This is a genomic window from Burkholderiaceae bacterium DAT-1 (genome assembly GCA_019084025.1).
Classification (GTDB): Bacteria; Pseudomonadota; Gammaproteobacteria; order Burkholderiales; family Chitinimonadaceae; genus DAT-1.
This window is the reverse complement of sequence record JAHRBI010000003.1, coordinates 1-26,069: the sequence shown is the minus strand read 5'-3', so window position 1 is coordinate 26,069 and position 26,069 is coordinate 1. Positions and strand designations below refer to the sequence as shown.

At 56.5% G+C, this 26,069-nt stretch carries 26 protein-coding genes and 1 tRNA gene; 12 read left to right on the top strand and 15 right to left on the bottom strand.

Going from position 1 to position 26,069, the window contains the following annotated elements; all coding sequences use genetic code 11:
- Positions 1 to 54: 54 nt before the first annotated feature.
- The 4 genes from KSF73_06040 to rplU all read right to left on the bottom strand — a co-directional run bounded on the left by KSF73_06040 (position 55) and on the right by rplU (position 3,392).
- Entirely contained in the window at positions 55 to 1,314 is a 1,260-nt protein-coding gene (locus KSF73_06040; GenBank protein MBV1775270.1) for a hypothetical protein, read from the bottom strand.
- Positions 1,315 to 1,396: 82 nt separating this feature from the next.
- Positions 1,397 to 2,521, bottom strand: a complete 1,125-nt coding sequence (gene obgE / locus KSF73_06035; GenBank protein ID MBV1775269.1) for a GTPase ObgE — start codon at positions 2,519 to 2,521, stop codon at positions 1,397 to 1,399.
- A gap of 271 nt (positions 2,522 to 2,792) precedes the next feature.
- Entirely contained in the window at positions 2,793 to 3,065 is a 273-nt protein-coding gene (gene rpmA, locus KSF73_06030; protein MBV1775268.1) for a 50S ribosomal protein L27, read from the bottom strand.
- A 15-nt stretch (positions 3,066 to 3,080) separates the two neighbouring features.
- Positions 3,081 to 3,392, bottom strand: a complete 312-nt coding sequence (gene rplU, locus KSF73_06025; GenBank protein MBV1775267.1) for a 50S ribosomal protein L21 — start codon at positions 3,390 to 3,392, stop codon at positions 3,081 to 3,083.
- A 210-nt stretch (positions 3,393 to 3,602) separates the two neighbouring features.
- Here rplU and KSF73_06020 point away from each other — a divergent pair, with 210 nt between their 5' ends.
- Together KSF73_06020 and KSF73_06015 are read left to right on the top strand one after the other, a co-directional pair.
- A complete protein-coding gene (locus KSF73_06020) occupies positions 3,603 to 4,532 on the top strand; it encodes a polyprenyl synthetase family protein (GenBank protein MBV1775266.1) in 930 nt (309 codons plus the stop codon).
- 86 nt (positions 4,533 to 4,618) lie between these two features.
- Positions 4,619 to 4,695 (top strand) — tRNA-Pro (locus tag KSF73_06015).
- Between the two features lie 105 nt (positions 4,696 to 4,800).
- Here KSF73_06015 and KSF73_06010 read toward each other — a convergent pair.
- The 5 genes from KSF73_06010 to gabT form a co-directional block, all read right to left on the bottom strand.
- Positions 4,801 to 5,193 (bottom strand): VOC family protein, encoded by a 393-nt coding sequence (locus tag KSF73_06010; protein ID MBV1775265.1) that lies wholly within the window; start codon positions 5,191 to 5,193, stop codon positions 4,801 to 4,803.
- A 32-nt stretch (positions 5,194 to 5,225) separates the two neighbouring features.
- Positions 5,226 to 5,438, bottom strand: coding sequence for a DUF3820 family protein (locus tag KSF73_06005; protein MBV1775264.1), 213 nt, complete (start codon positions 5,436 to 5,438; stop codon positions 5,226 to 5,228).
- A gap of 6 nt (positions 5,439 to 5,444) precedes the next feature.
- The gene (locus KSF73_06000; protein MBV1775263.1) at positions 5,445 to 6,356 is read right to left on the bottom strand and encodes a hypothetical protein; all 912 of its coding nucleotides are present in this window, start codon (positions 6,354 to 6,356) and stop codon (positions 5,445 to 5,447) included.
- A gap of 378 nt (positions 6,357 to 6,734) precedes the next feature.
- Complete coding sequence (locus KSF73_05995) at positions 6,735 to 8,189, bottom strand: NAD-dependent succinate-semialdehyde dehydrogenase (GenBank protein MBV1775262.1); 1,455 nt, start codon at positions 8,187 to 8,189, stop codon at positions 6,735 to 6,737.
- A 10-nt stretch (positions 8,190 to 8,199) separates the two neighbouring features.
- Complete coding sequence (gene gabT / locus KSF73_05990) at positions 8,200 to 9,468, bottom strand: 4-aminobutyrate--2-oxoglutarate transaminase (GenBank protein MBV1775261.1); 1,269 nt, start codon at positions 9,466 to 9,468, stop codon at positions 8,200 to 8,202.
- 175 nt (positions 9,469 to 9,643) lie between these two features.
- On the opposite strand from gabT, the gene KSF73_05985 reads away from it, so the two are divergent.
- The 8 genes from KSF73_05985 to KSF73_05950 all read left to right on the top strand — a co-directional run bounded on the left by KSF73_05985 (position 9,644) and on the right by KSF73_05950 (position 20,809).
- Positions 9,644 to 12,223, top strand: a complete 2,580-nt coding sequence (locus tag KSF73_05985; protein ID MBV1775260.1) for an EAL domain-containing protein — start codon at positions 9,644 to 9,646, stop codon at positions 12,221 to 12,223.
- A gap of 75 nt (positions 12,224 to 12,298) precedes the next feature.
- Positions 12,299 to 13,189 carry a glycine--tRNA ligase subunit alpha gene (gene glyQ / locus KSF73_05980; protein ID MBV1775259.1) on the top strand — a complete coding sequence of 297 codons (891 nt, stop codon included), beginning with the start codon at positions 12,299 to 12,301 and terminating at the stop codon, positions 13,187 to 13,189.
- A 2-nt stretch (positions 13,190 to 13,191) separates the two neighbouring features.
- On the top strand, positions 13,192 to 13,752 hold the full coding sequence (locus KSF73_05975) for a hypothetical protein (protein ID MBV1775258.1): 561 nt from the start codon (positions 13,192 to 13,194) through the stop codon (positions 13,750 to 13,752).
- Positions 13,753 to 13,806: 54 nt separating this feature from the next.
- Positions 13,807 to 15,894 carry a glycine--tRNA ligase subunit beta gene (gene glyS / locus KSF73_05970; GenBank protein ID MBV1775257.1) on the top strand — a complete coding sequence of 696 codons (2,088 nt, stop codon included), beginning with the start codon at positions 13,807 to 13,809 and terminating at the stop codon, positions 15,892 to 15,894.
- A gap of 5 nt (positions 15,895 to 15,899) precedes the next feature.
- Entirely contained in the window at positions 15,900 to 16,454 is a 555-nt protein-coding gene (gmhB, locus tag KSF73_05965; protein ID MBV1775256.1) for a D-glycero-beta-D-manno-heptose 1,7-bisphosphate 7-phosphatase, read from the top strand.
- Complete coding sequence (locus KSF73_05960; protein ID MBV1775255.1) at positions 16,447 to 17,142, top strand: M48 family metallopeptidase; 696 nt, start codon at positions 16,447 to 16,449, stop codon at positions 17,140 to 17,142. The genes gmhB and KSF73_05960 overlap by 8 nt, the downstream gene beginning before the upstream one ends.
- Before the next feature lie 45 nt (positions 17,143 to 17,187).
- The gene (locus KSF73_05955; GenBank protein ID MBV1775254.1) at positions 17,188 to 17,982 is read left to right on the top strand and encodes an inositol monophosphatase family protein; all 795 of its coding nucleotides are present in this window, start codon (positions 17,188 to 17,190) and stop codon (positions 17,980 to 17,982) included.
- A gap of 124 nt (positions 17,983 to 18,106) precedes the next feature.
- Positions 18,107 to 20,809, top strand: coding sequence for a bifunctional acetate--CoA ligase family protein/GNAT family N-acetyltransferase (locus KSF73_05950; protein ID MBV1775253.1), 2,703 nt, complete (start codon positions 18,107 to 18,109; stop codon positions 20,807 to 20,809).
- A gap of 7 nt (positions 20,810 to 20,816) precedes the next feature.
- Here KSF73_05950 and rfbC read toward each other — a convergent pair whose 3' ends face one another.
- Complete coding sequence (gene rfbC, locus KSF73_05945; GenBank protein ID MBV1775252.1) at positions 20,817 to 21,362, bottom strand: dTDP-4-dehydrorhamnose 3,5-epimerase; 546 nt, start codon at positions 21,360 to 21,362, stop codon at positions 20,817 to 20,819.
- Between the two features lie 78 nt (positions 21,363 to 21,440).
- Here rfbC and bioF point away from each other — a divergent pair, with 78 nt between their 5' ends.
- Together bioF and bioH are read left to right on the top strand one after the other, a co-directional pair.
- Positions 21,441 to 22,598, top strand: a complete 1,158-nt coding sequence (gene bioF / locus KSF73_05940) for an 8-amino-7-oxononanoate synthase (GenBank protein MBV1775251.1) — start codon at positions 21,441 to 21,443, stop codon at positions 22,596 to 22,598.
- Positions 22,595 to 23,359 (top strand): pimeloyl-ACP methyl ester esterase BioH, encoded by a 765-nt coding sequence (gene bioH, locus KSF73_05935; GenBank protein ID MBV1775250.1) that lies wholly within the window; start codon positions 22,595 to 22,597, stop codon positions 23,357 to 23,359. The genes bioF and bioH overlap by 4 nt, the downstream gene beginning before the upstream one ends.
- A gap of 62 nt (positions 23,360 to 23,421) precedes the next feature.
- Here the strand turns inward: bioH and KSF73_05930 are convergent, their stop codons facing one another.
- The 5 genes from KSF73_05930 to KSF73_05910 form a co-directional block, all read right to left on the bottom strand.
- A complete protein-coding gene (locus tag KSF73_05930) occupies positions 23,422 to 24,411 on the bottom strand; it encodes an NAD(P)-dependent glycerol-3-phosphate dehydrogenase (GenBank protein ID MBV1775249.1) in 990 nt (329 codons plus the stop codon).
- The gene (locus KSF73_05925) at positions 24,408 to 24,869 is read right to left on the bottom strand and encodes a hypothetical protein (GenBank protein MBV1775248.1); all 462 of its coding nucleotides are present in this window, start codon (positions 24,867 to 24,869) and stop codon (positions 24,408 to 24,410) included. The genes KSF73_05930 and KSF73_05925 overlap by 4 nt, the downstream gene beginning before the upstream one ends.
- The gene (secB, locus tag KSF73_05920) at positions 24,838 to 25,305 is read right to left on the bottom strand and encodes a protein-export chaperone SecB (GenBank protein MBV1775247.1); all 468 of its coding nucleotides are present in this window, start codon (positions 25,303 to 25,305) and stop codon (positions 24,838 to 24,840) included. The genes KSF73_05925 and secB overlap by 32 nt, the downstream gene beginning before the upstream one ends.
- Before the next feature lie 128 nt (positions 25,306 to 25,433).
- A complete protein-coding gene (grxC, locus tag KSF73_05915) occupies positions 25,434 to 25,697 on the bottom strand; it encodes a glutaredoxin 3 (GenBank protein MBV1775246.1) in 264 nt (87 codons plus the stop codon).
- Positions 25,698 to 25,854: 157 nt separating this feature from the next.
- The coding region (locus KSF73_05910) for a hypothetical protein (GenBank protein ID MBV1775245.1) at positions 25,855 to 26,069 on the bottom strand (215 nt) is incomplete at its 5' end.

The window sequence follows — 26,069 nt, the reverse complement described above, 5'->3', positions numbered from 1 at the left end:
TCATGGATGCTGCGCGTATGGCGGCATCCACGAATGAAATAAGAGAAAGGGTACTCATTGAGCGTCTGCCCGACGCAATTGACCAACCGTCATGGCTGCGACCTCGGGATGATCAAGCAAGGTGACATCGGCACCATGCTGAAGCGAAATCGGCAATTTCACGATATCGCCCACCACACTGTTTTCCAGTGCAGCATCCTTGTCGCCAAGCAAACTGAGTAACGATAGACGATAGGCCGTCTCGGCATAGGTATCGGCCAGCACGGCGTCCGCCAAAGTGGATTCAATCCGGATGTCGCGCAGCGATTCGTACAATGCTTCGGCTGCGAACAGCCTTTCGGCATCTGGCATGGCCAGGTCCGGCGCGGCCACCTTGTTGGGCAGCACGACTGCTTCCAGGCCGAGTCGCTCGCGTTCCACCAGCTCGAATTCGGCGATATCCAGCAATTCATGACACGTCGCGAAGGTCGGATGCGGCGCAAAGCGCAGTTCGCCCTCAACCAGCGTGGTCAGCGTACCCTGGGATGCGGTTCGCAGCCAGTCGGCGATATCGGTCGACGTCAGGCCGGACTGCCCCAGATGGACACGCTGGCCTTGCAACTGGTTCAGTCGACGCTGGAAGCTTCCGGTGAGCCGCAGGATGCGCGATTGCGCCATCCCGATCGCTTGCACCTGATCCAGCATCCGCCGATCCAGCGACTCATCCGCAAACATTTCACGGATGACTGTTGTGCCTTTTTCTACCCAGCGCCACACCGATTCAAGCCGCTTCTGTGCTTTGAGAATCTGGAATTCGGATTGCGATTCCAGTGCTTCTTCAAAGTGCATGTACAGCTCGTTCAGGCGAGCCAGCAGATGCTGCAGTGTTTCATTGGAAACACGCCCAAGCTGTTGCTGACCTGCCGCCTGTGCGGTCAGGTAACCCAGTTCGGCATCGTGTTCCGAAAACGCGAGCAGCGTAGAAAGCGAGGCCAGTGCGATACGGCCGGCCTCTGCAATCTGATAAAGACTTTCGTCGGCATCCCACAGCAACAGGCCGTTATCGCGCAGTCTGTGCAGCACAGTACGCAGCTTCACTGGATTCACATAGATGAAATGGGCTTCCAGTTGTGCGGGCGACCAGCGCGGTTCGTGACCGCGACTGGCAATTTCACGCAGCACCATCAGACGTGCCAGTACCTGCTCCTCGGTACCGTGGAACAGGGTGATAAAGGCAGCAATGAGCGGGCGCGCCGGTAGCAGGTCGGCAAGCGGCGGCACTTCCGCCGGAGAAAGTCCGGCGGCTAGAAAGTCAGCAAGTTTTTCGTCAGCCACAGTCAGTCAGAATGATCCAGTCAGGAAAGACAGAGAGCGAAACGACGTTTCACCTTTCACGTTTCACATTTCACGTGCTGCTTTAGTCCTTCGTCGGATCGTATTCCATCATGACTTCAGCTTCTTTTGCTACCGCTTCGGGCTGACGCATCGGACGTGTTGCATCCAGGTAATCCATGATCGCCCAGCACAATTGCTGTGTACCTTCACCTGCCAGGCCAGAAATGGCAAACCAGCGGGGTGCCATCGGATCAAAAGGCGCGTACGGATCCGGTTCGGTCATCGGGAAGCCATAGGCTTCCAGGAAGGCCTTCACGCGCTCGTCGCGCTCTTCTTGCGGAATCATGTCCAGCTTGTTCAGTACCAGCCAGCGTGGCTTCTGATACAGCGCTTCATCGTACTTGCGCAGCTCTTCCACAATCGCATGGGCTTCACGCACCGGGTCGGTTTCTTCATTGAACGGTGCGATATCGACGATGTGCAGCAAAATACCGGTGCGGGCCAGATGCTTGAGGAACCGGTGACCGAGGCCAGCACCTTCGGCGGCGCCTTCGATCAGACCCGGAATGTCGGCGATCACAAAACTGCGGTTGTGGTCGATACGCACCACACCCAAATTGGGGTGCAGTGTGGTAAATGGATAATCGGCGACCTTCGGGCGGGCAGCAGACACGGCAGAGATAAACGTGGATTTGCCTGCATTGGGCATACCCAGCAAGCCTACGTCTGCCAGTACCTTCAGTTCCAGCTTGAACTCGCGGTGTTCGCCTTCTTCACCATGGGTGAACTGGCGCGGTGCGCGATTGGTGGATGACTTGAAGTGCAGGTTGCCCAGACCACCCTTGCCGCCCTTGGCGATCAGTACTTGCTGACCATCTTCAGTCAGATCGGCCACGATTTCATCTGTGACGGCATCGCGAATCAGGGTGCCCACCGGCATGCGCAGGACGACATCGTCCGCGCCCTTGCCGTAGCAGTCGCGACCCTGACCGTTTTCGCCGTGCTTGGCGCGGTATTGCTTGACGAAGCGGTAGTCCACCAGCGTGTTGATATCGCGGTCGGCTTTCGCCCAGATGCTGCCGCCCTTGCCGCCGTCGCCGCCATCGGGGCCACCACGGGGGATGAATTTTTCACGGCGCATGGATGCGGAGCCATTGCCACCATCACCTGCCATGACTTCGATGCGCGCTTCGTCAATAAATTTCATGTTCTGCCTAACTCGTAAGATGTTGCCGGGCAGGAGAGCCGGCGCCCTGTGTACGGACGACCCATTCGTCCGGGGCTGCGTGTCTGCCAGGTTGGGAAATCGATTTCCCGGTGATGCTAGTCTAGACTACCCAGTTCGTCCGGAAAGCGATCCCGAATGATCAAGGGGCTAGAAATGGAAAAAAGCCCTATCGCGGGGATAGGGCTTTTCCGTGTCGCCGGCTACCCTGGCCAATCACTTGGCGGCAGCCGGTTCCACGTTTGCCTGATAATTAGGCTTCAGCGCCGGTGTAGGGCTCGACCACAACGGTCTTGCGCTTCAGCGGGCCCTTGACGACAAACTTCACGTAGCCGTCAACCTTGGCGTACAGGGTGTGATCCTTGCCCATGCCAACATTCACGCCAGCGTGGAACTTGGTGCCACGTTGACGGATGATGATGGAACCAGCATTGATCAGCTCGCCACCGTAAACCTTGGTACCAAGGCGTTTACTTTCCGAGTCGCGGCCGTTACGGGAACTACCGCCTGCTTTTTTATGTGCCATGTGGGTACTCCTGGATTACTTGGCGATGGCGTCAATGCGAATTTCGGTGAAATTCTGACGATGACCTTGGCGCTTCTGGTAGTGTTTACGACGGCGCATCTTGAAGATGCGAACCTTGTCGTGACGACCATGAGAAACAACCGTTGCTGTGACGGTAGCGCCCGCAACAACAGGGGTGCCAACCGAAACCGCTTCACCGTCAACCACCATCAGTACTTCGTTCAGTACGATCTGGCTGTCGATGTCGGCGGCAATCTGTTCTACTTTAAGTTTTTCACCAATGGCAACTTTGTATTGCTTGCCACCGGTTTTTATGACCGCGTACATAGACTGAGCTCCTGAAATAAAACTGCCCCGCGCGTTGCGGGGAGCACGCCACTATACGCAAGCGTATGAATTTGGTCAAGTTTTAGGCAATACCGGACGTCAGAACAAAGACCTTATGTTTTCAGGGTATAATCGTCCCCCATCGGAATAACCATCCTCTCAGGCAATACCGTGTCAATCGAATTCGTGAAATCCGTGATCGACGCCGACATGGCGAAGGTCGACGCCCTGATCCGCACCCGTTTGCACTCTGATGTCGTATTGGTGCGCCAGGTGGCCGAATACATCGTCAGCTCGGGCGGCAAGCGCCTGCGCCCGGTACTGGTATTGCTGTCTGCCGGCGCACTGGGTTATGAAGGCGCGTTCCATCACGAGCTTGCGGCTGTCGTTGAGTTTATTCATACCGCCACCTTGCTGCATGATGATGTCGTCGATGAATCCAGCCTGCGTCGTGGCCGCGATACCGCCAATGCGCTGTTCGGCAATGCGGCCAGCGTACTGGTGGGCGATTTCTTATATTCCCGCGCTTTCCAGATGATGGTTTCGGTCAATGACATGCGTGTGATGCAGGTACTGGCCGATGCGACTAATGTGATCGCAGAGGGCGAAGTGCTGCAGCTGATGAATATTCAGGATGCCGATCTCGATGAGGCGGATTATCTGAAGGTCATTCGCTACAAGACGGCCAAACTGTTCGAGGCTGCATCACGTCTCGGTGCACTGTTGAACAAGTCTGACGCCGCCACCGAAGATGCCATGGCGCGCTACGGCATGCATCTGGGTACGGCTTTCCAGATTGTGGATGATGTACTGGACTACTCCGCCAGTGCCGAAGAGATGGGCAAGAATGTTGGCGATGATCTGGCCGAAGGCAAATGTACGCTGCCACTGATTTATACCATGCGCTTTGGTACGACTGATCAGGCTGCGGTGGTGCGTGACGCGATTGAAAATGCGCGCGCCGATCGCTTTGCCGAAGTGCTGGCAGCCGTTCAGGCAAGCGGTTCGCTTGAGCGCGCACTGGAAGCGGCTCGCCGCGAAGCTGCACTGGCCAACGAAGCAATTGCCGCTTTACCAAACAATGATTTTGCACGTGCGATGCGTGAGTTGGCGGTATTTGCAGTTGAGCGCAGCAACTGATTGTTGAGTGTCGCGTATTTTGACGCACCGTCCGCAATGTTGACAGGCGGATGCGGGTATCCTAAAATGCGCAGCTCTTTGCAAGTCGGCGTGTAGCGCAGCCTGGTAGCGCACTTCGTTCGGGACGAAGGGGTCGGAGGTTCGAATCCTCTCACGCCGACCACAGAATACAGAAAACCCCATGCTCCGGCGTGGGGTTTTTGCTTTGTGTCTATCATGAATACGACTGGCCAACCGATTAGGTGCTGGATAGTCTGTCCAGCATGGATCAGGCTTGAATAGGCGAGCACAGCTCGACCAGGATGCCATCCGGGCATCTGACGTAAGAAACCGTTTGACCCCAAGGCTTCACCTGTGGTGGAGCAAGCTCGCGTGCGCCACTGTCCAGTGCACGGGCATGGGCGGATGCGACATCCGCGGTCACCAATGCAATTTCAAAGCCCAGCGGCTGTTGCGATGTATCGGCATGCACATGTCCACCGGCAAAGTTCATGTCGCCTAGCGCGTGTGAGGCAAATGACAGGGTAGTTGCACCCGTATCCAGCTCTCCATAGGTGCCACACTCATGCAGGAACTTGCGTGAAAGTCCAAATGCCTGCTCAAAGAACACCAGTGAGGCCGGGACATCTGGAACGTAAATGATGGTGTAGCCGAGTTTCATGCGTTTCCCGTCCCGTTGTTAAGGTGTAGTCGTCATGGGTGGCGAAGCGGATCCAGCATGGACCGCAGCCCGTTGTGATCCATTTCCTGCATCAAGGCCAGCAGTCGTCCGATTTCACCCTTGGGAAATCCTTCGCGGGCAAACCAGTTTAAATAGTTGCCCGGCAAATCGGCAATCAGTGTCCCGGCGTGTTTGCCAAAGGGCATCTTGGTGTGGACGAGCTTGATCAGATCTTCTGCCTGCATGATAACTTAGCGTCCTCTACCGGGAGTAGATTTACCGGATGAGAATCCAAACTCACGCATAAGAAAATCCTCTGTTGCAGCCTGATCTTCGCGGCGCATGGAGAGCGGATACGTTTGATCCAGTCGTTCGATATGCCACGGTGCTTCGGTTGGATAGTACTGGCGTGTGATCTCGATCACCTTGCGGATAATCGCACGTTCAATATCATCACCCGGTTCAACTCTGACATCAAATAGGGACTGTCTGGCGCTGCTTTGCGATACGGTCCAGCCCTTGAAGCTAATGGTCGCCTTGTAGGCAGATCTGTCCCTAATCTCGAATAAACCACTTGTGCCCGGCCGTTTCAGATTGCGGGCAATGATGGCGTCACGTGCTGCATTGGCATCTTGTTCAGCAGTCCTGCCAGCGCCGCCCTGCGATTTTGGCAGTTGCGACATGCGTTGTTGCACATAAGTAGAAAAATCCATGCCGGGCGGAGGCGGAGGGACTTCTTCTGGGGGCGGTGGCACGCGACGCGGTTGTGGCTCGGGGGGCGATGCAGGAATGGTGGGGGTGTCCGGCGTAGCAGGGCGATTAGTCGCGATGATGCGGCGGGTATCTGCCGGGTGCGCTTGAACCGGATGTTGCGGGGGGGTCTCGCGAGGCACTTGATCCGGCTGACCTTGAGGTGGAGGCGGGGCGCTTTCCGCTGCCTGTTTGCCGGGTAAGTCTTCCAGATTCAGTTCGACTGAAATGGGTGTTTCACCGCCATCACCGTTCTGATCCATGATGAGCGGGCGCATGAGCAGCAAGGCGATGACATGGACGACAAGGGATACACTTGCGCCGCGCAAGGTATTTCTGCGAATAGGCACAACAACATCCGCCTGACTGGCGGGTGGAAACTCACAGGTCAATGAGGCGTCACTTGAACGCATGCGCTGCCAACTCTTTCAATATACAAAAAATGCACGACGCACTGTTGCCTCGTGCAGGCTCGGCATTGTAAGGCATTCAGGGGGCGGAAAGGTTTGACAAGAAAGTGTAAAAACGTGTGGAAGTGTTGCAAAAGCAAATGCACGTTAATGCAAACGATTGCAATATAAATTGTTTAACTAAGACTTGAAATAGACGCGAAAGATAAATAAAACGAATCTAATAGATAAAAAAATTCCCGCTTCGGCCAAGGCCTACACGGGAAGAGGAGGAGGAAACAGTTCACATACAAAATCTACGTGATTAACGCTATATTAGCGCTTGCTTGATTTTCGTGCAAGCGCTAATGCAAGCATAAAGCAAGCCGTTGAGCGAAAAGACTACACTCCACTCAGGCAGACATATTTGGTTTCCAGATATTCATCCATGCCCTGCCGTGCGCCTTCGCGTCCAAGGCCAGAATGTTTTACCCCGCCAAATGGCGCGACCTCTGTTGTAATCAAGCCCGTATTCACGCCCACCATGCCGTATTCCAGTGCCTCGGCAACACGGAACACCCGTCCCAGATCCTTGGCAAAGAAGTACGATGCCAGTCCGTATTCGGTATCGTTTGCGTAGGCAATGACTTCGGCTTCTGTCTCGAACTTGAAGACAGGTGCGAGCGGGCCAAAGGTCTCTTCCTTGGCTACTTTCATGGCGGGTGTCACGCCGGATACAACCGTTGGCTCAAAGAAGGTGCCGCCCAATGCATGACGTTTGCCACCTTGAACAACTTTGCCACCCTTGGCGATCGCATCCTGCAGGTGTTCTTCCACTTTAAGTACCGCATTGGCATCAATCATCGGGCCAATTTGCGTACCTGCATCAGTACCATTGCCGATCTTCAACTTGGCAACTGCGGCTGCCAGCTTTTCCACGAATGTATCGTAAATGCCAGACTGGACATAGAGACGGTTAGCACAGACACATGTTTGACCAGCATTGCGGAACTTGGACGCAATCGCACCTTCGACCGCTGCATCGATATCGGCATCGTCAAACACGATGAAGGGGGCATTCCCGCCTAATTCCAGCGACAGCTTCTTCAAAGTCGGCGCGCAATTGGCTGCGAGCTGGCGGCCGACCTCTGTCGAGCCGGTAAAGCTGAGTTTGCGAACGGTGTCGGATGCACACAGCGCATCGCCAATTGCACGAGCAGAGCCGGTCAGCACCGAAAAAATGCCCGCTGGTACGCCTGCACGCTGCGCCAGTTCGCCCAGTGCCAGAGCCGAGAGCGGTGTCTGGCTGGCGGGCTTGAGAATCATCGGGCAACCCACTGCCAGCGCCGGACCTGCCTTGCGCGGGATCATGGAGTGCGGGAAATTCCACGGCGTAATGGCTGCTGCAACGCCAATGGGCTGGCGCAGAGTCATGATGCGTTTGTCAGCCCATGGCGACGGAATCGTTTCGCCATAGACACGCTTGGCTTCCTCGGCAAACCATTCCATATAGCCTGCGCCGGACATTAGTTCCCCCTTGGCCTCAGTCAGGGGCTTGCCTTGTTCGCTGGTCAGGATCAGTGCCAGATCATCAATATTGGCGGCAATCAGTTCATACCATTTACGCAGGACAGCAGCGCGTTCCTTAGCCGTCTTGCTGCGCCAGGCCGGCCAGGCACGTTCGGCGGCATCAATCGCGCGCTGCGTTTCAGTGGCACCCATCTTCGGCACATGGGCGATGATCTCGCCCGTCGCCGGATTGGTCACCGGGAAGGTTTCGCCATTGTCGGCATTACACCATTCGCCGTTGATCAGGCATTGCTGTTTGAGCAGGCTTGGATCGTTCAGATTCAGCATGGTCTATTCCTTACGCTTTGATCGCGGCTTCGATGATATCGAGTGCTTCGGCAAACACGGCATCTTCGATGGTAATGGGCGACAGGAAACGGATCACATTGGCGTACACGCCGCAGGTCAGCAAAATCAGGCCACGCTTCAGGGCTTCGGCCTGTACCTTCTTGGTGAAATCCGGATCCGGTTCGTGTGTGCCTGCCTTGTTGAATTCGACCGCCACCATAAAGCCCAGACCACGTACGTCGGCGATTTGCGGCACCGACGATTTCAGGCTGTTCAGCCGCTCTTTCAGGGCTGCACCCAGCTGGTTGGCTCGTTCGCACAGCTTTTCTTCCTTGATCACGTCAAGCACCGCCAGCGCTGCTGTTGTAGCCAGCGGGCTACCGGCGTAAGTGCCGCCCATGCCGCCCGGTGCGGGGACATCCATGATCTCTGCGCGGCCAACCAGTGCGGAAATCGGGAAACCACCGGCGAGACTCTTGGCCAGCGTCATCATGTCGGGCAGAACATCGTAGTGGTCCATGGCAAACATCTTGCCGGTACGTGCAAAGCCGGTCTGGATTTCGTCGGCAATCATCAGGATGCCGTGTTCATCACACACTTTACGGATGGCGCGCATGAGTTCCGGCGGGGCAACATAGAAGCCGCCTTCGCCTTGCACAGGCTCGATGATGATGGCGGCAATGCGCTTGGGATCGACATCGGCCTTGAAGAGGGTATGCAGTGCCTTGATCGAGTCATCGACGCTGACATCATGGGATTCGATCGGAAAGGGCAGGTGGTAGATTTCGGCAGGGAACGGTCCAAAGCCAACCTTGTACGGCACCACCTTGCCAGTGAGTGCCATGCCCATGTGGGTGCGACCGTGGAAGGCGCCCGAGAAAGCAATCACGCCAGCGCGTCCGGTGGCGGCGCGCGCCACCTTGACCGCATTTTCTACGGCTTCAGCGCCGGTAGTGAAGAAGGACACGCGCTTCTGGTGCGAGCCCGGCGTCAGTTCGGCCAGCTTTTCTGCCAGTGTCACGTAGCTTTCGTACGGTACAACCTGATAGCAGGTGTGACTGAACTGGCCCAGCTGGGCTTGAACTGCGGCTGTAATTTTCGGATGGCAGTGGCCGGTATTCAGGACGGCGATGCCTGCCGCGAAATCGATAAAGCGTCGACCTTCAATATCCCAGAGTTCTGCATTACGGGCGTGGTCGATGAAGAAATCACTCATCACACCTACGCCACGGGGGGTAATGGCTTGGCGGCGGGCATGTAGTTCTGCATTGTTTGCCATGAAAAACTCCGGAATAAGGTCTGGGTAACGTTGCGGATATTTAAACATGGGTGGTGTAGAAATTCACCACTTTTGTTGATTTTATTCATCGGTCTGATGGGTGGGGTGTGTTATCGGGGCAAAAATGCGCGCCAGAGTCTAGACTGAATCTGACTGAGCTCGCGTTACCTATGCCATGTCCGACTCCAACCTGCCACCTGCTCTTCCTGCTGGACAGACAATCGGCAATCACCTGTGTGGTGAGCTGTTCGACGCAACGCGCGCCCCCATTCTGGTGATTGATCCGGATGATGGTAGTGTGCTGGATGCCAATGGTGCGGCTGCCGCATTCTATGGCTGGCCAGTAGCGCAATTGCGGACGATGCGAATCTTTGACATCAATGTTCTGCCGCCCAATCGCGTGGCAGAAGAGATGCAGCATGCGGCAGCTGAAGGGCGCCGGTATTTCCATTTTGATCATCGCCTGGCGTCCGGTGCAGTGCGCGCCGTAGATGTCTATGCATCAACCACGCTGCTGAATGAGCGCCCGGTTATTATCTCCATGGTGCATGACAGCGGTCTGACCGGTAGCATGCGTCAATCCAAGCTGATGGCCTTAATGACGATTGAGGCTGCGCGTTTTGGTGTGCTGTGGTTCGATCGAGAAGGTCTGGTGGTATTTGCGAATGCGACCGTGGCGCGTATGACGGGTGCGCATAAAGATGAATTGATCGGTCAGAAGGCGGCGATTTTTAGCGAGCAGATGGCGGAGTCAGACTGGCAGCGCATCTGGGAGCGCACCATGCTCACGGGGGTGGATACCTTTCGTGCCCATTGGAACACCAAACAGCGCACCGGGCTGATCGAAGTTTCAACCTTTCCCATCCAGTATTCCGGCCAGATCTATCTGGTGGCGACCATACGCGATCTTGCATCCATGAGTCGGCTGGATCAGTTGCTTGATCTGCAGTATCGAGTCATTGAAGCGCTAGCCGAAGGGCAGGCACTGGATACCATTCTTGATCTGATTACCTCAGGTGTGGATCAGATTGCACCCGAGCTGATTTCATCCATTGTGATGGTGGATGAGCAAGGATATTTGCGACCGGGGTCAGCGCCGGGATTGCCACAAGCGTACTGCGATGCAATCAATGGGCTATCCATCGGACCGGATGTTGGCTCTTGCGGGACGGCTGCCTGGTTGCGAAAGCCGGTGTTTGTAAGAGATATCGCGCATGATCCGCTTTGGGCTGCCTATAAGGATCTGGCACTGCAACATGGCCTGCGAGCCTGCTGGTCATCTCCTATTCTGACGCGTCTTGGTCAGGTGCAGGCGACATTTGCCATTTACTACCGCGAAGTACGTGACGCAGACCGATTTCATCGTCGTGTGGTGGATGCCTGTGTGCATCTTGTGACGCTGGCTCTGTCGCAGCGTGAAGCCGAGGCGCAAATACATCATCTTGCCTTTTTTGATCCTCTGACCGGTTTGCCCAACCGGGCGATGCTGGCTGAACGTGCGCAGCATTCCATTTTGCGAGCCGAGCGGGAGGGGCGCTCGATGGCGCTCCTGTATGTGGATCTGGATCGTTTCAAGAATATCAATGATTCACTCGGGCATCAGACTGGCGATGCATTTCTCGACATCATGGGGCATCGGCTGGATGCGGTGGTGCGAGAGTACGATACCGTCGGCCGGATCGGTGCGGATGAGTTTGTCATTGTTCTGGCCAACTGCAATCGTCAGGGCGCAGAGCGGGTCGCAGGTAAGGTGATTGGCGTAGTGAATGAACCCATCACGCTCGGGGAACATATTCTGGTTGTCGGCGCCAGTATCGGTATTGCCGTCTATCCGGAGGATGGGGCAGATTTCGAATCCCTGATGCGTAATGCCGATACGGCTATGCATCAGGCTAAAGCATCCCCCAATCGGGTCTTCCGCTTCTATCACGAAGAGATGAATCAGGCGGCTGCCGAACGTCTGCGCATGGAAGCGGCCTTGCGGACGGCATTGGATGAAGGTCAGTTGCTGGCGCACTATCAACCGCAAATTCTGATTCGGGACGAGTCATTGTATGGCGTGGAGGCATTGGCGCGCTGGATGCATCCCGAGTGGGGCATGATTTCTCCCGCCCGGTTTATTCCGCTGGCAGAAGAGACCGGTCTGATCGAGGCGCTGGGGTCGTGGATGCTGCGTGAAACCGTCGCACAGCTGGCGCGCTGGGATGCGCAGGGGGTACGCGTGCCGTCCCTGTCGGTTAATTTGTCGCCACAGCAATTCCGTCAGGAGGGGCTAGAGCATGAAGTTGCGGCTTTGCTGGATGAGTTTGGCATTGCGCCCGATCGCCTGACGCTAGAGATCACGGAAAGTGTGATGATGCTCGATGAATACCATCCACTTGAAACACTTAAGGCACTCAAGCAGCTGGGTGTATGTCTTTCTGTGGATGATTTCGGGACGGGCTATTCCAGTCTGAGCTATCTGAAACGCTTTCCGGTGCATGAACTCAAACTGGATCAGAGTTTTGTACGAGATTTAGGCGAGGATGCCGAAGACAGGGCGCTGGCAAGTGCCGTGGTCAGAATCGGGCAGAGCTTGAATCTGAGCGTGGTCGCAGAAGGTGTCGAAACGGCAGTGCAGCTCGCATTCCTGAAAGAGCAGGGGTGCGATGTGGCGCAAGGGTGGCTTTTTGCCCGGCCAATGGAGGCAAGTGCCTTGTCCGAATGGTTTTGGGCACGCCAGGCGTCGCCAAATTGTGGCATTGCAGCAGGGTAATTGAGTCAAGTACTTGTGGTACTGCGTAAAGCAAGTAGAATCGAATGTCCGCCAATGCGATCAGATATAGTAACAATGCTGACTTTTCAGGAAATTATTCTCACGCTGCAGCACTACTGGAATGCCCAGGGCTGCGCGCTTTTGCAGCCGTACGATACCGAAGTCGGCGCAGGCACCTCTCACACTGCCACCTTTCTGCGAGCTTTAGGCCCGGAACCGTGGCATGCCGCCTATGTGCAGCCTAGCCGCCGCCCCAAGGATGGCCGCTATGGTGAAAACCCCAACCGCCTGTTCCAGCACCACCAGTTTCAGGTCGTACTGAAGCCGTCGCCGGACAATATTCAGGATCTCTACCTCGGTTCCTTGAAGAAACTGGGCATTGATCCAACGGTTCATGACATCCGTTTTGTCGAGGACGACTGGGAAAATCCGACACTGGGTGCATGGGGCTTGGGCTGGGAAGTATGGCTGAACGGCATGGAAGTGACGCAGTTTACCTACTTCCAGCAGGTTGGCGGCCTCGATTGCAAGCCGGTACTGGGCGAGATTACCTATGGCCTCGAACGTCTGGCCATGTACCTGCAAAACGTCGAAAACGTATACGACCTGATCTGGACGCATCTGCCTGATGGCACGCCTGTCACCTATGGCAACGTGTTCTATCAGAACGAAGTCGAACAGTCGCAGTATGCGTTTGAGCATTCCAATGTCGAGCTGCTGTTCCGCCAGTTTAACGATTACGAAGCCGAAGCCAAGCGTCTGCTGGAAGCTGCGGTGCCGCTGCCTGCCTATGAAATGATTCTCAAGGCGGGTCATACCTTCAACTTGCTCGATGCGCGCGGTGCCATTTCGGTGACCGAACGTGCGGCGTATATTGGCCGGATCCGCAATCTGTCACGCGGTGTGGCGCAGGCGTATTACGACGCGCGCGAGGCATTGGGCTTCCCCATGTTGAAAAAGGATTAGCCATGAAATCCCGGGTCCTGATGCTTGGTGTCGTGTTGCTGGCCGGTTGCGGTAGTTACGAAAGCGATATCAAGGCACTGGGGCCTGAACCTGTTCCCGAAGAAAAAGAAGGGGACTGGAGGCTATTCGGGCAGATGAAGGATTTCGACATTAAGGTGTCGTATGCCAGTATCGGCCCGGAAAAGGTTCGGAAGCCGAAAGAAAGTCCGACCTGGAAGAAGATCAAGCGAGCGCTGCATATCAAGAGCGAGCCTGCAAAGCCGGTCACGCCCTGGACCTACGTCTGGGTGTTGCGCACCTTCAAGGAAGACCAGAAGTCCTCTGCCGAGGATGAGGACAGCTTCCGCAAGGAATTTGCGCGGTTTGCAATTGATTGCGAGAGCGGCAAGATGGCCGGTGTCGCTGTGGAGCGCTGGGACAAAGATGACGATCTTGTCATTCGCCGCGATATTCCCGGATATTCATGGGAATTTTCTCGGCCGCTACCCGGCACCTTCCAGGAAAACTTTTATTCGCAGGTATGCAAGATTGCGGCTACCAAGCACGCTTCAGATGATGATTAAGCCGATGTGCCCAGATGGCGCATCGAACAATGAATTGCGACAGAACTCACGACAATGACCACCGATACGCTGCTGATTGAACTGTTTACCGAAGAACTGCCGCCGAAAGCGCTGGCACGTTTGTCTGCCAGCTTTGCTGGCACGATTGCCGATGAGCTGAAAAAACTGGGTTTCGCCGCTGCAGATGCAGCTGTGACTGAGTTTGCGAGTCCGCGCCGTCTGGCGGTTGCCATTGCGGGCGTGTCCGCTGTGCAGCCCGACCGCGTCGTTGAACGCAAGGGGCCGGCTGTGGTGGCAGGCTTCAAGGATGGCCTGCCGACGCCCGCCTTGCTGGGCTTTGCACGTTCGGTGGGCCTGGGTGCTGATCAGCTGGATCAGCTCGAACGTGGTTCGGATGGCAAGCAGGACGTGTTTCTGTTCAAGAGCGAAAAGAAGGGCGAGCCACTGGCTAGCCTGCTGACCGGTGTGATTGCCGACGCACTGAAAAAGCTGCCCGCACCCAAGCTGATGCGCTGGGGCGCACTGGAAACCCAGTTTATCCGTCCCGTGCATGGCCTGATCGCACTGCATGGTGCCAATGTGGTGCCGGTGAGCGCGCTGGGTTTTGAGGCTGGCCGTGTGACTGGCGGTCACCGCTTCCTGAGTACCGGCGACGTGTCGGTCGCGCACGCGGATGCCTATGCCGAGACCCTGCGCAGCGCCGGCAAGGTTGTGGCCAGCTGGACCGAGCGCCGTGCGCGTATCGTCGAGCAGCTCAATGCACGTGCTGCTGCACTGGGCGCGACGATTGCTGCGGGCGACGACCTGATCGACGAAGTGAATGGTCTGGTTGAATGGCCTGTTGTAGTTGAAGGCGAATTCGAGGCCGAGTTCCTCAAGGTGCCGCAAGAATGCCTGATTCTGACCATGCAGCAGAATCAGAAGTATTTCCCCCTGCTGGATGCCGCAGGCAAGCTCAGTAACCGCTATCTGATCGTATCCAATCTGGAAACCGCCGATCCGAGCCACATCATTCACGGTAATGGCCGCGTGCTGCGCGCCCGCCTGAGTGATGCCAAGTTCTTTTACGAGCAGGATCAGAAGCATCGTCTGGATAGCCGTGTGTCGCGTCTGGCCAATGTGGTGTACCACAACAAGATTGGTAGCCAGCTCGAACGTGTTGCCCGTCTGGAAGCCATTGCGGGCAAGATTGCAACCCTGCTGGGCGGCGATGCAGCCATTGCAGGCCGTGCCGCACATCTGGCCAAGGCCGATTTGCTGACCGATATGGTGGGTGAGTTCCCCGAGCTGCAAGGCATCATGGGCACCTACTACGCACGTCTGGATGGCGAGCATGAAGCGGTGGCAGAAGCGATCGAAGGCCACTATCACCCGCGCTTTGCCGGCGATTCCCTGCCGCAAGGGCCGATTGCCCTGTCGGTTGCGCTGGCCGACAAGCTGGAAACGCTGGTGGGTATCTGGGGCATTGGTCTCATCCCGACCGGCGACAAAGACCCGTTTGCGCTGCGCCGTGCCGCACTGGGTGTGATGCGTATGTTGGTAGAAGCCCGTTTGCCGCTGGATCTGCGTGCCGTGCTGGCTGAGGTGGCTGCTGCTTTCCCGGCTGGCGTTGTAGCAGCAGATACGGTCAATGGCGTGTACACCTTTGCACTGGATCGCCTGAAAAATCTGCTGGTAGCCAACTATCCTGCTGCTGATATCGATGCAGTGCTGGCGATTCTGCCGGCCACATTCGACGAAGTAACACTGCGTCTCGATGCCGTTGCCGGATTCAAGGCACTGCCGGAAGCCACGTCGCTGGCTGCCGCCAACAAGCGCATCCGCAATATTCTGAAAAAGAATGTCGCTGAAGGCCAGTCGCTGCCAGCGATTCGTACTGATCTGTTGGCCGACGCCGCCGAAAAGGATCTGCATGGCGCGCTGGTTAAGCTGAGCCCGGCCATTGAGACTGCACTGGCTGCGCACGATTACACCGGTGCGCTGAAACAACTGGCCGCGTTCAAGGCACCGGTCGATGCCTTCTTCGACACCGTGATGGTGATGGCTGATGATCTGGCTGTGCGAAACAACCGTCTGGCCCTGTTGTCGGCGCTGTCCGCGCTGATGAATCAGGTCGCTGATTTGTCCTTGCTTGCCGAGTAATCAACGTGCCGACCAGACTGATCATTCTCGACCGTGATGGTGTCATCAACAAGGATCGCGACGATTTCGTCAAATCAGCGGCCGAATGGGTGCCGCTGGAAGGCAGTCTCGAAGCGATTGCGCGGCTGAACCATGCAGGCTGGAAGGTGGTGATTGCCAGCAACCAGTCCGGCATTGGCCGCGGGTTCTTTACCACGGCCGACCTCAATGCCATGCACGCCAAAATGCATCGCTTGCTGGCCAAGGTGGGAGGCCGTGTCGACAGCATTTTCTTCTGCCCGCATACGGCCGATATGAAATGCAGCTGTCGCAAACCGGCGCCCGGCATGTATCTCGATATCGCGCAGCGGTTTGATGTCAAATTGTCGCTCACACCGGTGGTGGGCGACAGTCTGCGCGATGTGCAGGCCGCCGAAACCGTGGGTGCCCCCAGCTTTCTGGTGCGCACAGGCAAGGGCATGCGCACGCTGGCAGCTGGCGGATTGCCGGAGTCGACGCTGGTGATGGATAACCTCGCCGATGTTGTCGACCATTTGCTTGCCGAAGCCGGGGATGACTAGTTCTGCAGTGCGCCGTGCCATCGAGCTGGGTGGTCAATCCATCGAGTACACGGTGGAGCGGCGGTCCCGGCGCAGCATCGGCCTGATGGTAGATGCCTCCGGATTGCGGGTGGCAGTGCCCGCCCGTTTCCCCATGCGTGATCTTGATGAGGTCCTGCACAGTAAAGCGCGCTGGATTCTCGATCGCCTGGCCCGACGCGAAGCGCTGGTTGTGCCGCAGATTACCTTTGGTGCAACAGTGGACTGGCTAGGGAGTCCAATGCGCATTGTGCATGGCAAGCCCGTTGGCGTGGATGTGCCCTCGGGCGAGATTCGTCTCAGCGCAACGAGTGCGCACAGCCCTGCGCAGCAATTGCAGACGCTGATGCAGCGCGAGGCGCGGGTTTATCTCCGCCAGCGGCTTGATGCCATCGCGGCCGAAAGAGGTCTGACCCCGAAATCGCTGGCGCTGACCGGTGCGCGCGGGCGCTGGGGATCCTGCAGTGCCAGTGGGGCGATTCGCCTCAACTGGCGGCTGATGCAGGCACCGAAAGAGGTGATCGATTATGTGGTGGTACACGAGCTGTGCCATCTCGCCGAGTTAAATCATTCGCCGCGATTCTGGGCGCTGGTCGAGTCAGCCTGTCCTGCATGGAAACAGCATCGTCAGTGGCTCAAAACGCAAGGCGCGCGTTATTTTTTTGAATGAAGCAGGTCTGCCGGGCAGTGCAATAGTCCGAATACAGGAATCACCATGACGATGTCCCCTCTGGTTGAACAGGTAGTAGCGGTTGTAAAGGAAGCGGCAGCCACCGAGTTGATGCCGCGTTTCCTGCGCGTCGGCAGCAATCGCAAGGAAGATGGCACCCTGTTCACCGAGGCAGATGTCGAAACCCAGCATGCACTGGAGCGCTCCCTCCCCACCATTGTGAATTGTCCGGTGCTGGGTGAGGAAATGACCGATGCCGAGCAGCAGGATCTCTGGCGCGAGCATGACAAGCTGTGGGTGATCGACCCGATTGATGGCACCACCAATTTCGTCCATGGTTTGCCTTACTTCGCCATTTCGGTCGGGCTGATGCAGCAGGGGCGTCCGATCCTTGCTGTCATCTACAATCCGGTCGCCGATGAACTGTTTTACGCCGAGCCTGGGCAGGGCGCATGGATGAATGGTCAGCGGCTGCCACTGAAGAAACACGTACCCGCGATGTCGGATGCAGTTGCGGGCGTTGAAGTGAAATGGCTGGGGGGCCGTCTGCCGCAGCGCCTTGCCGCGATTGCACCGTATGGTAGCCAGCGCAACTTTGGCGCTTCCACCCTTGATTGGTGCTTTCTGGCTGCAGGTCGCCTTGATGTGTATGTACATGGTGGTCAGAAGCTGTGGGATTACGCTGCCGGATGCCTGATTCTGGCGGAAGCAGGCGGACAGATGACCAGCCTCTATCACGACGATTACTGGGATGACGACGTGTGGCAGCGCTCCGTAATCGCGGGGCTTGACCCGCAGCTTTTCAGTCAGTGGATGCGCTGGGTCAAGTACAACCTCTGATCCAGCACAAGGCGAATCGCTGCAAAGCCACTACACTTCATAGCGTGTCGCCCGGTGTTTTCGGCGACAGTCGGCGGAAGAGGGTCTGCCGCGTACCTCGTTGATTTGCCTGTGGAGCCCGATCATGGATCACTGGAGTGCCATGAAGGCGCATTATCTTGCCCCCTTGTTTCAGCCGCAGTCCGTCGCCGTGATTGGCGCATCGGAAACGGCAGGCTCGGTTGGCAGCCGCGTATATCGCAATTTGCTGGATGCGCCATTCAAAGGGCGACTCTACGGCGTCAACCTTCGCCACAGCAAAGTCTTCGATCATAAAGTCTGGCATCGTCTGGGCGATCTGCCCGATGGCCCGGTCGATCTGGCTATCATCACGACGCCTGCCAGTACTCTGCTCGGACTCGTAGAAGAGTGCGGCAAGGCGGGTGTGCGCCACGTGCTCATTATCTCCCGTGATTTTGTGGCGCTAGATCGCCACAATCGCCCGATCCTCGAAGCGGCCAAGGCGCTGGCCGCCAAGCTCAAGATTCGACTGCTCGGCCCCAATCTGCTGGGGCTGGCCAAACCCTCAGATGGACTCGTCGCCCTGAACTACGAAGGGCGCATCAAGCCCGGCAATCTGGCGCTGGTATCGCAATCCAGTGCGGTCGCGAGTGCGATGCTCGATTGGGCGGAGGCTCACGATGTCGGGTTTTCCCATGTCATCTCGCTGGGGGCCGCAGCCGACGTCAATTTTGGTGAGATTCTCGATTTTCTGGCGCATGACGGGCATACACGCGGGATCTTGCTTTACCTCGAAGATATTGGTGAAGCACGTACCTTTATGAGTGCCGTGCGTGCCGCTGGCCGTGTCAAACCCGTGGTGGCGATGAAAGTCGGTCGCGGGAATGGCTGGGCGGAAGGTGCGCGCACCCATGCGGGTAAGCTGATCAGCAGTGATGATGCCTTCGATGCCGCCATGCGCCGCGTCGGCGTGCTGCGGGTGAATACCATGGCGCAGCTCAATATTGCTGCGCGCATGCTGGCCGCCAACTACCGCACCTCCGGTCGCAAGCTAGCGATCATTTCCAATGGCTACGGCACGGGGCGCATGGCACTTGATCGTGCGCGCGACATGCAGATCGAATGCCCCAAACTCAGTGATGAAACCATTGCCCGCCTGAACGAGATCCTGCCCGAGGTAGGGAATCACGCCAATCCGGTGGATTTACTCGGCGATGCACCGCCTGAACGCTTTCTTGCCGCCACCGAAGCCTGCCTGCAAGACAGCAAGGTCGATGGCGTGCTGGTGATCTATACCCCGCAAGCAGGCACGGATCACATTGCCACTGCACAGGCGATGATTGATCTGAAGGCGAAATACGGCAAATTACTGATGCTGGTCTGGCTGGGTGACAAGCGCGTAGCGCAATCACGCCGACTATTGGCCGAAGCAAAAATGGCCTGGTTCTCCACCCCCGAGTATGCGATCGAAGCCTTCGCCAGCCTGGCACTGTACCAGTACATTCAGAAGCTGAGTTTGCAAACGCCCGGCCCGCTCGATCTACGTAGTGAGCCGGATGTAACGACTGCCCGCAAGCGCATTCGCGAAGCCCTTGCGCAAGGCCGTACCTTGTTGAATGCTTCGGAAACCCTGTCGCTGATGCGGGCGTTCAAGATTCCCTTTGTCACCACTGCATTTGCTGCCGATGCCGATTCAGCAGCCATGTCCGCCAGCACTGTTGGTTTTCCGGTAGCGCTGAAAGTAGACGCTGACGACCTGATCCATAAAACCGATATTGATGCGGTCGCGCTCAATCTGCGCAATGCAGATCAGGTGCGCGAAGTTGCCGCAGATATGCTGGCGCGGATGGACGCGTGCTTGCCTGCAGGTTCTGTGCATGGCTTACTGGTTCAGGCCATGCATGGCCGACGACATGCCCGCGAACTGATGATCGGGGTCAGCCGCGATCCGGTATTTGGTCCGGTGATTGCCTTCGGCGCAGGCGGGATTGCGGTGGAAGTCTTTGGCGATGTCGCCGTTACCTTGCCGCCGATTAATGAAGATATCGCGCACTCCCTGATCAGACGCACCCGCATCGTGAAGGCATTGCATGCCTTCCGCAATCTGCCGCCGGCCAATATCGAAGCCGTGGCCGATGTGCTGGTGCGCGTGTCGGAAATGGTGTGCGAGCTACCGGAAATTGCACAGCTCGATCTCAATCCGCTGATTGTGGATGAGCATGGCGTTGTGGCAGTGGATGCCAGCGTGATCGTTGCCTCGCAGCCTGAGGGCATGGAGCGCTACGAACACATGGCGATTCATCCCTGGCCGAGCCATTTGATCCGTCAGGGCACACTCAAGGATGGCTCGCCGTGTGTATTCAGGCCGATTCGCCCGGAAGATGCCGATGAGCTGCAACGATTTGTGACCGAGGATTTGTCCGAGGAAAGCCGCTTCAACCGCTTTATGAGCACACTGAAACAACTCTCGCCGGTCATGCTGGTACGCTTTACCCAGCTTGATTACGCCCGTGAAATGGCGCTCGTTGCAACGGTGACTGTGGACGGAGAAGAACGCATGGCCGGTGTATCCCGTTACACCATCAATCCCGATCGCAAGACGTGCGAATTTGCCATTTCTATCGGCGATCAATGGCAGGGGAAGGGATTGGGTGCCTTGCTGATGACGGCGCTCTTTGATGCCGCCCGTGACAAAGGCCTGCAGACCATGGAAGGCGAGATTTTATCGTCCAATACCGCCATGCTGGGGCTGATGAAAAAGCTTGCCTTCACCATCAAGCCGCATCCCGACGATAGCGGCCTGAAGTGGGTGGTCAGAGAACTGTAGCAACGGGTTAATCAAATAACTCAGCTTCATTGAAGCGAACGGCCTTCTGGTCCTTGCCCGATAAAATCGGCGGCATTTCCAGCGGCCATTCGATGCCGAGGTCGGGGTCATCCCAGGCAATGCTGCGTTCGAATTCCGGTGCCCAGTAATCTGTGGTCTTGTACAGAAACTCTGCGTAATCGGACACGACCAGAAAGCCATGGGCGAATCCCGGCGGCACCCACATCTGGCGTTTATTGTTCGCGCTCAGGAATTCGCCCACCCATTTGCCGAATGTCGGTGAGGTGCGGCGGAGATCGACAGCCACGTCAAATACTTCACCCGCAATCACCCGCACCAGTTTGCCCTGTGGTTGCTGGATCTGATAATGCAATCCGCGAAGCACGCCTTTGGCAGACTTCGAATGGTTATCCTGCACAAAGGTGGTGGTGACGCCTGTCTCTTTCAGGAAAGCCTTTTCGTTAAAGCTTTCGTAGAAAAAACCGCGCTCATCGCCAAACACCTTGGGGTCAAGGACGAGCACATCCGGGATACGGGTTGCAGTAATCAGCATTGCAAAGGCTTCTTGATTCAAAGAGGGAATGGATGCGAACAATAGCAGACTGTGCGCAAGCCGCATACAATCCCACCCATGGAAACCCCGCACCCTCTGCTTGATGCACTTGCTGAAGATTTGCACCAGCGGCAAATCAATCACACCTATCGTCAGCGTAAAATCCTGTCTTCCCCGCAACATGTTCATGTGGAAGTGGACGGGCAATCCCGTCTGAACTTCTGCAGCAATGACTATCTCGGGCTGGCCAATCATCCCGATCTGATCGCAGCGCAAGTTGCAGCGCTCAATGAAGCAGGGAGTGGCTCCGGTGCTTCGCACTTAGTGTGCGGACATCATCAGTTGCATGCACAACTGGAACAGGATTTAGCCGACTGTGTCGGGATGCCTGCTGCGCTGACCTTTGCGACCGGCTATATGGCCAATCTCGGCGTCATCGCTGCACTGGTTGGGCGCGGTGATGCAGTATTTGCCGATCGACTGAATCATGCGTCGCTGAACGATGCCTGCATTCTCAGTCGTGCCGACTTCAAGCGTTTCCGGCACAACGATCTTGGCGATCTTGAACGTCTGCTGCGTGATGCGCCGGCGCGTCGCAAACTCATCGTGGTCGATGCGGTTTACAGCATGGATGGTGATTGCGCGCCGCTGGCTGACTTGCTGATGCTGGCCGAGCGTTACCAGGCCTGGCTGTATGTCGATGATGCACATGGCTTCGGTGTGCTGGGTGGCGGGCGAGGCAGTCTCGCGGAGGCGAAAATTCAGTCTCCGCAGCTCATCTATATGGCAACGCTGGGTAAGGCTGCTGGATGTAGTGGTGCGTTTGTCGCGGGTGAGACAGTCTTGATCGATTGGCTCATCAATCACGCTCACACCGCCATTTATACCACTGCCGTTCCGCCCGCCAATGCTGCAGCGGGTATTGCTGCGCTTCGACTGATCCGGCAATCGCCTGCGCGCATTCAGTCACTGCACGACAATATTGGCTATTTTCGTGCGCAAATGGCGGGGCTGCAGCTCGATCTCATGTCCTCCCATACGGCCATTCAGCCTGTACTGATGCCATCCAGCGAACAGGCATTGGCTGCATCAAAGTTGTTATGGGAGCGAGGCCTCTGGGTCAGTGCCATCCGCCCGCCAACTGTCGCGACACCACGTCTGCGCATTACCTTGTCAGCTGCGCACAGTCGCGACGATATTGATCAACTCATCGGCACCCTTAAGGACATTGTGTGAGTCTGTATATTGATACCCGAGGCCGCGGCGATGATGTCGTGCTGATTCATGGCTGGGGCATTCATGGCGCCGTATGGGAGCGTATTGCCGATGCGCTTGCCGCAGCATACTGCGTACACATTGTCGATCTGCCGGGGTGTGGACATAGTGAAATGATCGAGCCGTACACGCTGCCGGGTCTGGCGGGTGCCCTCGATCGTCACTTTCCCTTACCTGTTCACGTGCTTGGCTGGTCACTCGGTGGCGCAGTCGGTGTAACCTGGGCGCAGCATCAACCCGAGAAGGTGCGTTCGCTGACGCTGTGCGCCTCATCCCCGGCATTTATGCAGCGGGCTGACTGGCAATGCGCTACCCCCGAATCCACGCTGAGCCAGTTTGCCAGTAGCCTCGCTTCGGACTATGCAGCCACACTGGATATGTTTCTTGGTCTGCAGGTCATGGGAAGCAAAGAAGGGAGGGGCGTGTTGCGCACCCTGCAAGCCCATCTCGCGACACGTCCAATTCCACAGCGAGCAGCACTGATGGCCGGACTCGACATTCTGCGCGATGCAGATTTGCGTTCCCAGATACCATCTTTGTCCTGTCCCATGCTATTGCAATATGGCGATCGTGATCGCATGACGCCACCGGAAGCGGGTCACTGGCTACAAGCAAATACAGGTGCGGAAATGGTGATGCACGAAGGGGCAGGGCATGCACCCTTTATCTCGCATGAAGCCGCCTTCATCGAGGCACAGCTGGCGTTTTGGGCCAGGCATTAGGGTGAGACAAGAGATTTAGAAAAGTGGCCGACTGAGCAAGCTTAACAGTCGGCCATTCCGGATCAGCGACCTTCGTCACGCTGCATACGTGCCATCAAGCCGTCCACTGCATCCTTGGCGGATACACTGTCAAACAGCATGGCACATACGGCTGCGGTGATCGGCATATCTACCCCAAGCTGAGCGGCCTGGCGCAAGACTTCCCGTGCGGTGGGCACGCCTTCGGCGACATGACCCAGTGCTTCGAGAATCTGCTCCAGAGATTTACCTTCTGCCAGCATCAGACCCAGGCGTCGGTTGCGTGACAGATCGCCTGTACACGTCAGTAGCAGATCGCCCAAGCCGGACAATCCAGTAAAGGTAGATGCCTGCGCACCCAGTGCAGTACCGAAGCGGATAATTTCGGCCAGCCCACGTGTGACCATTGCGGCGCGTGCATTGTGACCCAGCTTTAGTCCGTCACTTACACCTGCAGCAATCGCCATGACATTCTTTACTGCACCGCCAATTTCAGCGCCGACGATGTCAGTCGACGAATAAATCCGCACCTTATTGGAATGCAACTTGGCAGCCATATCGGCGGCGAACTCACCATCTTCGGAGGCCAGTGTCAGTGCAGCAGGCAAACCAGCGGCCACTTCCTGGGCGAAGCTGGGGCCAGTCAACACCCCGCGTGCTTGCGAGGCTGGCAGGATTGCATCTGCAATCTGGTGCCCTAATAACATCGTACTGGCTTCCAGCCCCTTACACGCCCAGAGTACCGGTGTTGTCACATTGAGTGCGACCAAGGACGTCAAGGACGGGCGCAATCCGGACATCGGCGTCACCACCAGGATCAGATCACTTGCTGATGTTGCGGCGATCAGGTCTGAGGTGACGGTCAATGAGTCAGGAAAGGTGGCACCCTTCAGATAGCGCGTATTTTCACGGTCTGACTGTAGGGAGGAAGCCTGCTGCGCATCACGTGACCACAGTGAGACAGCATGAAAGCGCGCAAAATGGATGGCTAGCGCGGTGCCCCATGCACCAGCACCTAACACCGCAATCTTCATACGCCCCATACCTCGTCCACTTTCACAAAGCCCACGGCACCGTCGCGATGGCGAACCTTGATCCAGCCCGTTTTGCCTTGCTCCAGCAATTCCAGAATCACGCTTTTCTCCGCGCGGGTCACAATGGCAGAGTTGCTGTCAGCGGTCGCATGCACTTCAGCCTTATCCCTCACCACGACAATATTGCGTTGCGCAGAGAGTTGCTTGGTCGCAACCCATGCCAGCGCACCGGCCTGATCGCGTACGCGACTCCAGTCCTTTTGACCGACCAGCACCTCAACCGGATAGCCTCGGCTGACTGCAAACAGCGGTTTACCTTTGCCGCCCGGAGCGTCATAAAAAACCGCACCGTGTTCCGCAATACTGCGGAACTCAAGTGCGGCTGCCTGAAGTGCTGCGCCACACAGGAGTGTGGCGAACAGCACCTTACTGAATGGTAGCGGGAGCTTCTTGAGCATCAGCTTGTTGTGCCTGGCGTTGAACGTACAATGCTTCGAAATTGATCGGAGCCAGCAGAATCGGCGGGAAGCCAGCACGGCTCACCACGTCGGAGACGGTCTCGCGCACATACGGGAACAGAATGTTCGGGCAGGATACAGCCAGCAGCGGTTCCAGATCCTGGTTCGGAATATTGCGCAACTGGAAAATACCGGCTTGAGCCACTTCAACCAGAAAGTGAGTCTTGTCACCCGCCTTGGCGGTCACGGTCACGGTAACGGTCGATTCAAAGAAACCTTCGTCCAGCGGCTGGGCTTCTGTATGGATCTGCATTTCCACTTCGGGCTGCGTAGCTTCGAGGTAGACCGAAGGGGCATTCGGCACTTCCAGCGACATATCCTTCACGTAGATCTTTTCAATCTGGAAGATCGGTTGTTGTACTTGTTGATCGCTCATGGCGACTCCTGACTATATTGTGCAAACTTGAAACTAAATTGAAAGACAGCATGCATAGCGCACGTCAGGCGAGATCATCGCAGATTCGCCCGCGCAGCGCCAAGCACCTTCATTGATTGTCTGATGTATCACGACTGTGACAGTAGTGCATCCAGCTTGCCTGCATGATCAAGCGCAGCCAGATCATCAAAACCACCCACATGTGTTTCGCCTATATATATCTGCGGAACCGTACGACGCCCGGTACGGGTCATCATCTCTTCGCGGCGATCGGGCATCAAATCTACGCGAATCTTTTCAATGTCGGTAATCCCCTTGCGGGCGAGCAATTGTTCGGCACGAATGCAATAAGGGCAGACGGCGGTGGAATACATCAGTACGTGCGGCATGATTTTACCCTTCAAGGCCACCTTTAAGTGGCGTAAACGACTTATTCACTAGATTAGGGTGGTGTGCATGCTTTGCAAGGCGTGTTTTCTTGCGAATAAAATGAAAAGTTTGATTTCATTTAAAACAACGACTTATGTAATTAGTTCGCAAAATCTTCACTCAAGGTGTTGACGCACTTTTAAAAGCCACGTATAGTTCGGCCTCTCGCTGAATGCGACGCAGCAAACGAAACGAATGCAGCGAAGCAAAAAAATCAGCACCGCTCTTTAACAAGATACAACCGATAAGCGTAGGCGCTTGGTGATGAACCAAATTGCTTACGCTGAAATGAACTTTATTTGAGTTCGTTTTGCGTAGCCAGAAACAAGTAGCAT